Here is a 13,476-nt window from a genome sequence, read left to right as displayed (position 1 = left end):
CACGCCCGTCCCCACCGCCCCACCCGCACCGGCTGTACACGCCCGCCCCGCCCCGCACGGCACCGTCCCCGAGCGAAGGGTCCAGCCGCAATGACCGCAACCGTCCCGCCCACCCCGCCCGTTCCGCCCGAAGGACCGCCACCGGCCGTCCCGTCCGCCGCGCCGGACCCGGCGTCCGGGGTGCCCGGCCGCGTCGAACTGGCCCCCGGCACCGTCCCCGACCACCCGTCCTTCGTCAACGAGGACCTGCTGCCCGTCCCGCTGGAGCAGCGCCGCTGGACCACGTACAACTTCGCCGCCCTCTGGATCGGGATGGCGCACAACATCCCCTCCTGGCTGCTCGCCTCGGGCCTGGTCGCACTCGGCATGGACTGGATCCAGGCCGTCTTCACCATCGCCCTGGCCAACCTGATCGTGCTGGCGCCGATGCTGCTCACCGGCCACGCGGGGCCCAAGTACGGCATCCCGTTCCCCGTGCTCGCACGCGCCTCCTTCGGGCTGCGCGGCGCCAATCTGCCGGCGCTCGTCCGGGCCGCCGTCGCCTGCGCCTGGTTCGGCATCCAGACCTGGATCGGCGGGGTGGGCATCTTCACCCTGCTGGGCAAGCTGTTCGGCGGCTGGGCGGACGCCTCGCGGATCGGCGGCGAGCCGTGGACGCTGTGGCTCTGCTTCGTCCTCTTCTGGGCGCTCGAACTCGCCATCATCTACCGGGGCATGGACACCCTGCGCCGGTTCGAGAGCTGGGCCGCCCCGTTCGTGCTGGTGGGCGCGGTCGTGCTGCTGGTCTGGATCGCGGTGCGCGCGGGAGGCTTCGGGCCGCTGCTCGACCAGCCGTCGAAGCTAGGCTGGGACGGCGACTTCTGGCCGGTGTTCTTCCCGTCGCTGATGGGCATGATCGGCTTCTGGTCGACGCTCTCCCTCAACATCCCCGACTTCACCCGCTTCGGGGCCGGGCAGCGCGCCCAGATATGGGGACAGACCCTCGGACTGCCGACCACCATGACCTTCTTCGCCCTGCTGTCCGTCTTCGTCACCTCCGGTTCCCAGGCGGTGTACGGGGAGGCCATCTGGGACCCGGTGCAGCTCGTCGCCCGGACCGACAACGTCTTCGGGCTGCTCTTCGGACTGATCACGGTCCTGGTCGCGACGATCTCCGTGAACATCGCCGCCAACATCGTCTCGCCCGCCTACGACCTGGCCAACGTCCTGCCGAAGTTCGTCAACTTCCGTACCGGGGCGCTGATCGCCGGTGTCGTGGGCGTGCTGATGATGCCGTGGAAGCTCACCAGCACCCCGGAGCTGTACATCTACACCTGGCTCGGGTTGGTCGGCGGGCTGCTCGGCACGGTCGCGGGCATCCTCATCGCCGACTACTGGATCGTCCGCCGGACCGTGCTGGACCTGCCCGACCTCTACCGGCCCGGCGGCCGCTACTGGTACACGGCGGGCTGGAACTGGCGGGCGGTGGCCGCCTTCGTCATCGGCGGCGTCCTCGCGGTCGGCGGCTCGCACTCGGCGCCGGGGGCCGGGCCGTTCCCGGACGACGGCCTGATCCCGTTCCTGAAGCCGCTCGCCGACTACGGCTGGGCGGTCGGCCTCGCCTCGTCGCTCGTCGTGTACGCGGCGCTCACCCGCCGGCTGCGACCCGAGGCGGCCTGACCCCGTGGCGCCGTGGCGGGCGGTGAACCGTCCGCCACGGCGCCGCGGGTCCGCGCCGGCCCGGAAGCCGACGGGGTTCCCGCGCCCCGCCGCGCTCCGGCTGCCGAGGAGCGCCGGCCGGGGGAGCGCCGGCCGGGGGAGCGCCGGCCGGGGGAGCGCCCGGCCGGGGAGCCGTCGCTCCGGAGCACGGCACCGGAGCACCGACACACCAGGGAGCTGTCACACCGGAGCGCTGTCACACCGGGGACGTGGTCCGCCCCAGCACGGCCGTGATGTCCACCGTGTCGCGGGCGGCCGGGGTGTCCGCCGGAACCGGCTCGTCGAAGTCCGACAGCCGGGCCGTCACGTCCTCGGACGGCCCGGCGACGGTGACGCGCACCGGATACGGGGTGCCCTCGGCGGACACGTACACCGTGAAGCGCTCCCGGTCCCGCGTCCCGGACACCGGCACCACGGACACGCCGTCCACCCGGCGCTCCGGCTCCTTCACCAGCGTGCCCGCGTCCTCGCCGAGATCGGTGCCGTCCCGGACCCGGTCGCGGAAGGTGTCCAGGTCACAGGCCTGTGTCACGGTGCGCAGCCGCGGGTCGGTCGCGGCCCCCTTCATCCAGCGGCCCGCCACGACCGCCTCGAAGGCGGTACCGCCGCCCGGGACCTGGTTCTCCCAGAACGCCTCGTCCGGTTTCAGCCAGACGTCGTCCCCCCGCTCGACGATCCGGACGGAGCCCCCGCCGTTCCCGAGGTCGACGCCGCCGGCGCAGTTGCCCTCGCGGTCAAGGGTGAGGTCGACGCGCATGGCGTCCCTCCCGCCGCCGAGGTCGCCGGTGCTCCGCAGCCGCAGCGACTGCGCGTCGGCCAGCGCCTCACGGGAGCGCTCGACGATCTGTGCGGCGCTGAGCCCGCCGATGTCGTCGGCCCGCGCCACCGTCGCGGAGGCGGCCGCCAGCACCACGGCCGCGGCGCCCGCAGCGAGCCGTGCGGCCTTCCGGTGTCCGGTCACGTCGCCCTCCTTCGAAGGTCCCGTAAGGGGCCCGAGCAGCCGGCCGCCCCCGTGATCCGTTGCCCTTCGAGCGTACGCCGGGGGAGCGGTCACCGCAGTGAACGGTGTACGCACAGTGAAGTCACCGGGTGTTTTGCTCACCCACGGTGGGGGAGTTCTTGAGCGATCCGCAGGGCGCGGCCCTGCGGAGCCGAATCCGCACAGCACCATCTCCGCGAAGGAGCAGCACCATGAAGCCGTCCACGGGGACCTCTTCCACCCTCTTCCGGAACGCGGCACGGGCCACCGCCGCGTTCGGGCTGGCCGCCGCACTGGCGGCGCCGCTCGGCGCGACCGCCGCGACCGCCGCGGCGCCGGCCGCGACCCCGCCGGGATTCTCCTGCCACACCGGCGTCCACAACAACGACGAGTACACCGGCTTCGCCCTCTGCACCAACAACAGCGGCTCCACCCAGACGTTCTGGGTGCACCTCGTCTGCGGCTGGGCCCCGGACGTGGACGGGGAGCACGTCACCCTCGCCCCCGGCGGGACCGGGCAGTCCACCGCGCACTGCGGCAGGATCGGCACCGGTATCGGGGAGATCCACGTCCGCCCGTGACGCCCTCCACGGCGTCCCGCCGCATCCCGCCCGCCGTGCGCGCGGCGGTCCGGTGCGGCGGGACGCGGTCGCCGCCGGGACGCACCGCCCCGCACCTCTTCGCCCTGCGGTCCGCTCCGTCACCGGGCCGGGGCGAAGAGGTGCGGGGTGCTTGTGGAGCCCGCACCGGTCACGGGATATCTTGATGTCAAGCAATGTTGCAGACGTGGAGCGGAGCACCCGGTGACTGACTCGACCATCATCTATACGCACACCGACGAGGCCCCTGCCCTGGCGACGTACTCGTTCCTGCCCATCGTCGAGGCCTACGCCTCGACCGCGGGGATCACGGTCGAGAGCCGTGACATCTCGCTCGCGGGCCGGATCATCGCCAGCTTCCCGGAGCGCCTGGAGGCCGGCCGGCGTATCGATGACGCGCTGGCCGAGCTCGGCGCGCTGGCCCAGACGCCCGGCGCCAACATCATCAAGCTGCCGAACATCTCGGCGTCGATCCCGCAGCTGAAGGCCGCCATCGCGGAGCTCCAGGACCTCGGCTACGCGCTTCCGGACTACCCGGACGACCCGAAGACCGACGAGGACAAGGACGTCCGCGCCCGTTACGACAAGGTCAAGGGCAGCGCCGTCAACCCGGTCCTGCGCGAGGGCAACTCCGACCGCCGTGCCCCCGCCTCGGTGAAGAACTACGCCAAGGCGCACCCGCACCGCATGGGCGCCTGGACGGCCGACTCCAAGACGAACGTCGCCACCATGGGCGTGGACGACTTCCGCTCCACGGAGAAGTCCGCCGTGATCGCCGAGGACGGCACGCTGCGCATCGAGCTGGTCGGCGACGACGGCTCCACCACCGTGCTGCGCGAGTCCGTACCGGTGCTCGCCGGTGAGGTCGTCGACGCCGCGGTCATGCGCGTCGCCGCGCTGCGCGAGTTCTTCACCGCGCAGGTGGCCCGCGCCAAGTCCGAGGACGTGCTGTTCTCCGTCCACCTCAAGGCCACCATGATGAAGGTCTCCGACCCGATCATCTTCGGCCACGTGGTCCGCGCCTTCTTCCCGAAGACCTTCGCCTCCCACGGCGAGGCGCTCGCGTCGGCCGGCCTGACCCCGAACGACGGCCTCGGCGGCATCCTCAAGGGCCTCGACGCCCTCCCGAACGGCGCCGAGATCAAGGCCTCCTTCGAGGCCGAGCTCGCCGAGGGCCCGGCCCTCGCCATGGTCGACTCCGACAAGGGCATCACCAACCTGCACGTTCCCAGCGACGTCATCGTGGACGCCTCCATGCCGGCCATGATCCGTACCTCCGGCCACATGTGGGGCCCGGACGGGAACGAGGCCGACACCCTGGCCGTCCTCCCGGACAGCAGCTACGCCGGCGTCTACCAGGTCGTCATCGACGACTGCCGCGCCAACGGCGCCTTCGACCCGGCCACCATGGGCTCGGTGCCCAACGTCGGTCTGATGGCGCAGAAGGCCGAGGAGTACGGCAGCCACGACAAGACCTTCGAGGTCCCGGCCACGGGCACCGTCCGCGTCGTGGACGAGAAGGGCGGTGTCGTCCTGGAGCAGACCGTCGGCGCCGGCGACATCTTCCGCATGTGCCAGACCAAGGACCTGCCGATCCAGGACTGGGTCAAGCTGGCCGTCACCCGCGCCCGCGCCACCGGCGTCCCGGCCGTGTTCTGGCTGGACGAGGGCCGCGCGCACGACGCCAACCTCATCGCCAAGGTGAAGACCTACCTCGCCGACCACGACACGGACGGCCTGGACATCTCCATCCGCACCCCGGAGGAGGCCACCGCCTTCTCCCTGGAGCGCATCCGCCGCGGCGAGGACACCATCTCCGTCACCGGCAACGTGCTCCGCGACTACCTCACGGACCTCTTCCCGATCCTGGAGCTCGGCACCAGCGCGAAGATGCTCTCCGTGGTCCCGCTGATGAACGGCGGCGGCCTCTTCGAGACGGGCGCCGGCGGCTCCGCCCCGAAGCACGTCCAGCAGCTCGTCAAGGAGAACTACCTGCGCTGGGACAGCCTGGGCGAGTTCCTCGCCCTCGCGGTCAGCTTCGAGCACCTCGCGCAGACCACCGGCAACGCCCGCGCCCAGGTCCTCGCGGACACCCTGGACCGTGCGACCGGCACCTTCCTCAACGAGGACAAGTCCCCGAGCCGCAAGCTCGGCGGCATCGACAACCGCGGCAGCCACTTCTACCTGGCGCTGTACTGGGCGCAGGAGCTGGCCCGTCAGACCGACGACGCCCAGCTCGCCGAGGCGTTCGCGCCGCTGGCGAAGACCCTGACCGAGCAGGAGGAGACCATCGTCTCCGAGCTGATCGCGGTCCAGGGCTCGCCGGCCGACATCGGCGCGTACTACCAGCCCGACCCGGCCAAGGCCGCGGCCGTGATGCGCCCGTCGACGACGTTCAACGAGGCCATCGCGAGCCTCGTCTGATCCGACCGGCGGCGCCCCCCGCCGCATCCCTCGCGCCCGCCCCGGCCAGGCCCCGTGCCCGGCCGGGGCGGGCGTGTGCGTGCGGGCCGCCGGCCGGTGCGTGCCCGGGAGCGGCGGAGGCCCGGACCCGCGGCCCCGTCCGTCGCCCCGCTGCCGCCGGACCCGCCGTCCCGCTGCCGCCGGACCCGTCGCCCCGCTGCCGCCGGGCTCCGCCCCCGTGGGCCGCCCCACGCCCGCCTACGCCCGCCTACGCCCGCCTACGCCCGCCTACGCCCGCCTACGCCCGCCTACGCCCGCCTACGCCCGCCTATGCCCCCGGGATCAGCGCCGACGCCGCCGAACGGGCCGCCGCGATCGCGCCGTTGCGGTCGAGGTCGTCGTGGCCCAGCAGGACACGGGTGCTCAAGCCGTCGAGCAGGGCGAGGAGTTGGGCGGCGCGGGCCGGGGGATCAGGCAGGGCGAAGACGCCGCGTTCCGCCCCGTCCGCGAGCAGGGTGACCAGGTCGCTCTCCCAGGCGCGGTCCAGTTCGCGCTGCGCGTCGCGCAGCGCGGGGTCGCCGCCCGAGCGCGGCCACAGCTCGATCCAGAGCATCCAGCGCGGATCGCGCGCGCCGGTGGGCAGGTAGAGGCGCATGAACCGGTCGAGCCGCCGGGCCGGTGAGCCGCGGCCGGCGGTCAGCGCCAGCCGCTCCCGGGCGAGCCCGCCCTCGCTGTGCCGCAGGGCCTCCAGCAGAAGCCGGTCCTTGGTGCCGAAGTAGTACAGCAGATGGCCGCCGCTGGTATCCAGCCGGCGGGCCAGTGCGGACATCGTCAGCCCCGAGAGGCCGGTCTCGGCGATCGCGAGCATCGCCTCGGTGAGGATCCGGGTCCGCAGGTCGTCACCCTGGTCCCCGTCCGCGCCCGCCGTCTTCGCCCGTGCCACCGCGCTCGTCCCTTCGTCCGGCCCGTGCCCGTGCGGCGCGCCGAGGCCCGTGCCCCGGCCGCACCCCGGCGGACCGGCCGTTCTCGCGTGAAGTTCAGGTTAAACCCTTGACCGTGCCGGGGGTCACGGCGCATCTTGAATGTCGTTCTAGAAATTTGAACGGCATTCAAGATCATTCATTCGAGATCATCGCTGTCGTGGCCGCACCCACGGCACCACCCAGCAGGGGCGGTCCACTCATGACGACGAACGAGGCCGTGACCCAGGCGCCGCCTTCCGGCGGACGCGGCGGGTCCGACGCCGACGAGGTGTTCCAGGTCGAGCAGCACGGCATCGACCCCATCCCCGACGAGGAGCGGCACGGAGGTCCGCGGGACCTGTTCTGGCTCTGGTTCGGCTCCAACCTCACCTTCACCTACGTCATCAACGGAGCCCTCGCGGTCTCCTTCGGGCTGTCGTTCTGGCAGGCCGTCCTCGCCGTGGTGGCCGGCGGCCTGACCTTCGCCGCCATCAGCGCGGCGGGCTTCAGCGGCGTACGCACCGGCACCGCGACGCTGGTGATATCCCGCGCCGCCTTCGGACCGCGCGGCAACTGGCCCGCCGGGCTGCTGAACTGGATCGTCAGCATCGGCTACACCATCGTCAACACCGTGGTCGGCGCGCTGGCCCTGCAAGCGTGCTGCGCCTCGCTCGGCTGGGACGGCGCGGGCGCCAAGGTCTTCGCGCTGGCGGTCACCCTGGTGCTCACCTTCGCCGTCGCGCTGTGGGGCCACGCCACCGTGCAGTGGGCCGAGCGCTGGATGGCGTACGTCCTCGCCCTCGGGTTCGCGGTCCTGCTGGTCCTGCTGCTGCCCGGCACCGACACCTCGGCCGGCGGCGACGCCGACGCCGCGGCCTGGTCCTTCGCCTTCGTCGTGATGCTCGCCGGGCCGATCAGCTACGTGCCGATGCCCGCCGACTACACCCGCTACCTGCCCCGCACCACCAAGCTCGGCCCACTGACCCTCAACGGCGCGCTCGGCGGATTCGTCTCGTCCGTCGCCCTCGGTGTCGCCGGCGCCGCAGCCGCCACCCAGGCCGACCTGACCGACGCCGTCGCCGGCACGCAGGACCTGCTGCCGTCCTGGTTCCAGCCGCTCTTCCTCGCCCTGGTGCTCGGCGGCTCGGTCACCAACTCGATCATCACGCTGTACTCCTCCAGCCTCAACCTCCAGGTGCTCGGCATCCCGTGGGGCCGCTCCAAGGCCATCGTGATCAGCGCGGCCGTCACGGCGGTCGGCTCGCTCGCCGCGCTCTTCCTGGTCGACTTCACCGAGTCGCTGCTCTCCTTCCTCTCCCTCCTCGTCATCGTCTTCGCCCCCTGGGCCGGCGTCTTCCTCACCGACATGGTGATGCGCCGCTGCCAGTACGACGCCCCCGCGCTGCACGTCAGCGGCTCCGGCTCCTACTGGTACCGGGCCGGATTCCACCCGGCCGGTGTCGTCGCGCTGCTGGCCGGCATGGTCTTCGCCGCCCTCACCTGCGACAGCACCCTGTGGACCGGTCCGCTGGTCGCCCCGCTCGGCGGCCTGGACCTGAGCGCCGCCGGAGCACTCGTCGCCGCCGCCGTCTACCGGCTGCTCGGCCGCCGGGACGTCCGCCCCGCCGTCTGAGCCGGCCCGCCCCGCCGGCACCCCCGCGAACCCCGCACCCCCCGCGAACAAGGAACACGCGCATGAACAGCACCCCGCACCTCCGCGCCGCCGATCTGCTGGTCCGCAACGCCCGTATCCACACCGTCGATCCGGCGCTGCCGTCCGCCGAGGCCATGGCCGTCGCCGACGGGCGGATCGTCTGGCTCGGCGACGACGCGGCGGCGGACGCCTGGGCCGGACCGGGGACGCGGGTGGTGGACGCGGCGGGACGGCTGGTGCTGCCCGGCTTCGTCGACGCCCACAACCACGTGCGCCTCGGCTCCGACGACGCCTGCGTACAGCTCGCCGGCGCCGGCGACCTCGACGAGGTGCTGCGCCGCATCGGCGACTGGCTCAACGCCCACCCGGACGCCGAGTGGATCGAGGCCGAGGCGTTCGACTACAGCGCCGTCCCCGGTGGCCGGATGCCGTGCGCCGCCGACCTCGACCCGGTCACCGGGGACACCCCCGCGATCGTGCTCAGCTACGACGTGCACACCGCCTGGCTCAACACCGCCGCGCTGCAACGGCTGGGCATCACCGCCGACCGCACCGAGCTCCCGTTCGGCATCGCCAGGACCGACCCGGAGACCGGTCTGCCCACCGGCTTCGTCACCGACTTCGCGGTGCGCGGCCTGTCCCGCGACGGCCACCGGGCGCTCCGCGACCACGGGGTGCCGTGGGCCTCGCCCGAGCGCCAGTACGGCCGGCTCGTCCGGTCGCTGGACGACGCGATCGGTTTCGGCATCACCACCGTGGTCGAACCGCAGAACTCCCTGGACGACCTCGCCCTCTACGAGCGCGCCCGCGACGAGGGACGGATGCGCTCCCGCGTGGTGGCGGCGCTCTTCCACCCGCGCGGCACCACCGGGGCCGAGCTCGACCGGTTCGCCGAGGCGGCACGGGAGTTCGACGACGACCGGTTCAGCGTCGGTCCGCTGAAGCTCTACATCGACGACGTGGTGGAGCCCCGCACCGCCGCCCTGCTGGAGCCCTACACCGGCTGCGGCAGCCACCGCGGCGACACCTTCTACCCGCCGCAGGAGTTCTCCGAGTTGCTCGCCGAGCTCGACGCCCGCGGCTTCCAGTGCTTCGTGCACGCCACCGGCGACCGGGGCATCCGCACCGTACTGGACGCCGTCGAGCACGCCTCCCGCGTCAACGGCCCGCGCGACGCGCGCCACCAGATCGTGCACGTCGAGTGCTGCGACCCGCAGGACGTGCCCCGGTTCGCCGAACTCGGCGTGGTCGCCTGCATGCAGCCGCGGCACTGCGCCCCCGAGATCGCCGGCCCCGGCCAGGACTGGGCGCGCAACATCGGCGACGAGCGCTGGCACAAGGCGTGGCCCATGCGCAGCCTGGCCCGGGCGGGCGCGGTGCTGGCCTTCTCCAGCGACTGGAACGTCGCCGAGATGGACCCCATGATCGGCATCTACACCGCCGTCACCCGTCGTTCGCTGGACGGCGGCACCGTCTGGAGGGAGGAGGAGACCGTCGACGTGGAGGCGGCGGTGTACGGCTACACGATGGGTTCCGCGTACGCCAACTTCCTGGAGCGCGAGCGCGGATCGCTGACCGTGGGCAAGGCGGCCGACTTCGTGGTGCTCTCCCGCGACATCCTGGCCGTCCCCGCGCAGGACATCCCCGGCACGGTCGCCGAGACCGTCGTGGTGGCGGGGGAGATCGTGCACGAGGCCGCCGCGCGCTGACGCCGCCGCGCAGTGCGTGCGACGCGCGGAGCGCCGGACCGCGCGGGCCCGAACCGGCCTGTGCGAGGACCGGCGTTCCGCGCGTCACGGGCCGAGCGGGAGCGGCCGTCCGGACGTGTCGGGGCTCTTTGCCCGTTCATGCGCGTGCGTCATCGGCTCTTCACATGGCGCACGCGTTCCGGCCATACTTGTCACGTAAAAATAACGGGTCTGGACCACAGTGCCGTCCGGTGAGATCTCTCCGAACGCCCCCACGCGCCTGGTGCCGACATGAGTCCCCCCGATGCGAGTGAGAGAACCGTTCATGAACGAGAACGAAACCGGCGCGGCCGGGTCCCCGGGCGCCGAAGCCGGACGATCCCCGCGGGCCGTGAGCCGGCGCACCCTGCTCGGCGGCGCGGTGGCCGCCGGGGTGCTGGGCGCCCTGCCGCTGAGCCTGCGGCAGGCGCTGGCAGCCCCCGCCAGGAAGGGGAAGCTCGAAGACGTCGAACACATCGTCGTCTTCATGCAGGAGAATCGTTCCTTCGACCACTATTACGGCACCGTGGAAGGCGTCCGGGGCTTCGGCGACCGCACCGCCGTGCGCGGCGCCAACGGCATGCCGGTCTTCTGCCAGCCCGACGCCGGCCGGGCCGAGGGCTGGCTGGCCCCGTACGCCATGAACGCCGCCCACACCAGCGCCTACCAGCAGGGCGCGGCCGGCTTCGGCTTCGGCGAGTCGATGAACGCCAGAAACGGCGGGATCGCCGACGGCTATGTCTCCAAGCGCTCCAACGGCTGGCTGGGACACGGCTATTACGCCCCCGAAGACATGCCGTTCTACCACGCGCTCGCCTCCACCTTCACGGTCTGCGACAACTACCACGCGTCGATGGAGACCAGCACCAACCCCAACCGCGAACACTTCATGACCGGCACCAGCGGCGGCACGGTGCGCGACCTCGCGGTCGTGGACAACTCCGAACCGGCCGCCGGTTACGAGTGGAAGACCTACGCCGAGCGGCTCCAGGACGCCGGCGTCACCTGGAAGACCTACCAGGCGCAGGACAACTTCGACGACAACGCCCTCGCCTGGTTCACCGCCTTCAAGCAGTCCGAGGCCGGCGAGCCCCTCCACGACCGCGGCCTCGGCCGGGTCGGGTCCGCGTCCCAGTCCGGCGATCCGTTCGCCATGGGCGACGCGCTGGTCGCCGCCTTCGCCGCCGACGTGGCGGGCGACACGCTGCCCCAGGTCTCCTGGATCGTCGCCCCCGCCGCGCTCTCCGAGCACGCCAGCTACGCGCCGCCGAACGGCGAGCACCTCTCCGCCCGGCTGCTCGCCGCGCTCGCCGACAACCCCGACGTGTGGGCCAAGACCGCTTTCATCCTCAACTACGACGAGCACGGCGGCTTCTTCGACCACGTGCAGCCGCCCGTGCCTCCGCTCAGCGACCGGGCCGGCGCCTCCACCGTCCCCGTCGACGGCGAGGTCGTGGTCCGCGTCGCCAAGGGCACCAGCACCTACTACCGGGTCGTCTCGCAGGACGGCAAGTACCGCGTCAAGAACGCCGACTCCACGCTGAGTTGGTCGGACACCCTGCCCGAGGGCGAGACGCGGACCGGCGGCCCCTACAACCTCGGGCTCGGCCTGCGGGTGCCCATGACCATCGTCTCGCCGTGGACCCGCGGCGGCGTCGTCGACTCCACCGTCTACGACCACACCTCGGTCATCAAACTGCTGGAGCGGCGCTTCGGCGTCGCCGAGACCAACATCAGCCCCTGGCGCCGGGCGGTCACCGGCGACCTGACGTCGGTCTTCGACTTCTCGGGCGACGAACCGAGATGGCCCGACCTGCCCGACACCAGCGGCAACCGCCGGAAGGTCACCGATACCGGCAAGCTCCCCGCCCCCACGGTGCCCGTGCCCCAGGTCTTCCCGGTCCAGAAGCGCGGCACCCGCACCACCCGCCCGGACCCGTACGACCTGCGGGTCGCCCACGTGCTGCGCGAGGGGCGGCTGGAGCTCACCCTGCGCAACGAGGGCGCCGTGGGAGCCGTCTTCGCCTCGTACCCCGAGCCCGGTACGGCTCCCCGCCACTGGACGGTCGGCGCGGGCCACAGCCTGACCGCCGTCGAGGAGTTCGGCGACGACGGCTACGACCTGCGGGTGCACGGCCCCAACGGCTACCTCCGGACCTACCGCGGCACCGCCGCCGACGTCTGCGACGCGGCCGTCTCCGGGGCCCCCGACGGCCGCCGCCTGCAGATCGACCTGATCAACCGCGACCGCCGCCACTCGCACACCTTCCTCGTCGGCGACCTCGCCTACGGCGGCGGCGTCCGCGAGGTCCGCGTCAAGGCCGGCCACACCGAGAAGATCAAGACCGAGGTGGCCCGCGAGCACTGGTACGACGTCGCCGTCACGCTCCAGGACGACCTGCGGTTCGTGCGCCGTGCCGCCGGCCGGCTGCCGGCGGACGGCCAGGGCGTCACCGACCCGGCGATGGGCCTCGCCGACCCGCTGTCCGTCACCGTGAAGGTGCCGGCCGCCTCCGTCACCATCGACGAGTCCGTCCTCGTCCCCGGCAGCGCCCAGGACGTCACCGTCACCTTCGCGGCCACGGACGAGGTCCGCGGTCTGGAAGCGGAGTTCGTCGCCCCGGCCGGCTGGACGGTGCGCACCGCCACCGCCCCGCCGACGCGCCTGGCCGCCGGAGCCACCGCCACCGCCGTCTACCGCCTGGAGGTGCCCGAGGGCGCGGCCGGCCGGCAGCACCGCCTGCTGGTCACCGCGCGCGGCCGGGCCGGCGACCGGCTCGCGTTCGCCGACGGCGAGGTCTCCGCCGGCACCGCGCCCGTCATGGCCGGCCACCTGATCGGCGAGAACTTCGAGTCCCTCACCGGCAAGCTCACCGCTTCCGCCGGGGTCCTCGGCTGGACCGCGCAGGCCCCCGACGGCTGGCAGGTGGTGAACGCGGCGACCATGCCGCAGGGCACCCCCGAACTCCAGGGCTGGAGCTTCATGACGAAACGCCGCTTCGCCGTCGGCGGCCAGGACCGCGCCGCGTTCGGCCGCGCCCTCGGCATCGTCGCCGTCGCCGACCCCGACGACTGGGACGACACGGGCTCCGCGGCCTCCAAGGGGAAGTACGACTCGACGCTGGTCTCCCCGACCGTCGCCCTCCCCGCCGGCACCGGTCGCCTGTACCTCGGCTTCCACTCCCACTACCGCCAGGAGGCGCCCCAGAAGGCCGCGGTCACCGCCGTCTTCGACACCGGCGAGCAGACCCGCCTGCTGTACTACAGTGCCGACGCCACCGGCAACGACAACGCCGGCAAGGACGCCGAGAACGCCCTGATCACCCGCGACCTCGCCGTCCCGGCGGGCGCGACCTCGGTACGCCTGGAGTTCCGCATGTTCGACGCCGGCAACAACTGGTTCTGGGCCCTGGACAACATCCGGCTCGGCACGGACCCGGTCACCGACTGACGG

Annotated in this window: 8 protein-coding genes; 6 read left to right on the top strand and 2 right to left on the bottom strand. The window is 72.8% G+C overall.

The window, feature by feature from the left end; all coding sequences use genetic code 11:
* Positions 1 to 90 precede the first annotated feature (90 nt).
* Entirely contained in the window at positions 91 to 1,659 is a 1,569-nt protein-coding gene (locus tag Q0994_RS30845; protein WP_299541382.1) for an NCS1 family nucleobase:cation symporter-1, read from the top strand.
* Between the two features lie 235 nt (positions 1,660 to 1,894).
* Here Q0994_RS30845 and Q0994_RS30840 read toward each other — a convergent pair whose 3' ends face one another.
* Entirely contained in the window at positions 1,895 to 2,659 is a 765-nt protein-coding gene (locus tag Q0994_RS30840) for a hypothetical protein (protein WP_299541380.1), read from the bottom strand.
* Between the two features lie 230 nt (positions 2,660 to 2,889).
* Between Q0994_RS30840 and Q0994_RS30835 the strand changes: the two genes are divergently transcribed.
* Both Q0994_RS30835 and Q0994_RS30830 read left to right on the top strand, forming a co-directional pair.
* Positions 2,890 to 3,258: a hypothetical protein gene (locus Q0994_RS30835; RefSeq protein ID WP_299541378.1), complete on the top strand. Its 369-nt coding sequence runs from the start codon at positions 2,890 to 2,892 to the stop codon at positions 3,256 to 3,258.
* A 222-nt stretch (positions 3,259 to 3,480) separates the two neighbouring features.
* Entirely contained in the window at positions 3,481 to 5,700 is a 2,220-nt protein-coding gene (locus tag Q0994_RS30830; protein ID WP_299541376.1) for an NADP-dependent isocitrate dehydrogenase, read from the top strand.
* Positions 5,701 to 6,007: 307 nt separating this feature from the next.
* Here Q0994_RS30830 and Q0994_RS30825 read toward each other — a convergent pair whose 3' ends face one another.
* The gene (locus Q0994_RS30825; protein WP_299541374.1) at positions 6,008 to 6,622 is read right to left on the bottom strand and encodes a TetR/AcrR family transcriptional regulator; all 615 of its coding nucleotides are present in this window, start codon (positions 6,620 to 6,622) and stop codon (positions 6,008 to 6,010) included.
* Between the two features lie 239 nt (positions 6,623 to 6,861).
* Here Q0994_RS30825 and Q0994_RS30820 point away from each other — a divergent pair, with 239 nt between their 5' ends.
* The 3 genes from Q0994_RS30820 to Q0994_RS30810 all read left to right on the top strand — a co-directional run bounded on the left by Q0994_RS30820 (position 6,862) and on the right by Q0994_RS30810 (position 13,473).
* Complete coding sequence (locus Q0994_RS30820) at positions 6,862 to 8,274, top strand: cytosine permease (protein ID WP_299541372.1); 1,413 nt, start codon at positions 6,862 to 6,864, stop codon at positions 8,272 to 8,274.
* A gap of 62 nt (positions 8,275 to 8,336) precedes the next feature.
* A complete protein-coding gene (locus tag Q0994_RS30815; RefSeq protein WP_299541370.1) occupies positions 8,337 to 10,004 on the top strand; it encodes an amidohydrolase in 1,668 nt (555 codons plus the stop codon).
* A 304-nt stretch (positions 10,005 to 10,308) separates the two neighbouring features.
* Entirely contained in the window at positions 10,309 to 13,473 is a 3,165-nt protein-coding gene (locus Q0994_RS30810) for a phosphocholine-specific phospholipase C (RefSeq protein ID WP_299541368.1), read from the top strand.
* The last annotated feature ends 3 nt before the right edge of the window (positions 13,474 to 13,476 follow it).

The organism is uncultured Streptomyces sp. (genome assembly GCF_947488945.1).
Classification (GTDB): domain Bacteria; phylum Actinomycetota; class Actinomycetes; order Streptomycetales; family Streptomycetaceae; genus Streptomyces.
The sequence above is the reverse complement of the archived record's forward strand: the minus strand, read 5'-3'. Positions and strand labels throughout refer to the sequence as shown.

Coding starts and splice junctions, on each gene's coding strand:
- Q0994_RS30820 (WP_299541372.1), top strand. CDS start 6,862: ATGACGACGAACGAGGCCGTGACCCAGGCGCCGCCTTCCGGCGGACGC.
- Q0994_RS30845 (WP_299541382.1), top strand. CDS start 91: ATGACCGCAACCGTCCCGCCCACCCCGCCCGTTCCGCCCGAAGGACCG.
- Q0994_RS30810 (WP_299541368.1), top strand. CDS start 10,309: ATGAACGAGAACGAAACCGGCGCGGCCGGGTCCCCGGGCGCCGAAGCC.
- Q0994_RS30815 (WP_299541370.1), top strand. CDS start 8,337: ATGAACAGCACCCCGCACCTCCGCGCCGCCGATCTGCTGGTCCGCAAC.
- Q0994_RS30835 (WP_299541378.1), top strand. CDS start 2,890: ATGAAGCCGTCCACGGGGACCTCTTCCACCCTCTTCCGGAACGCGGCA.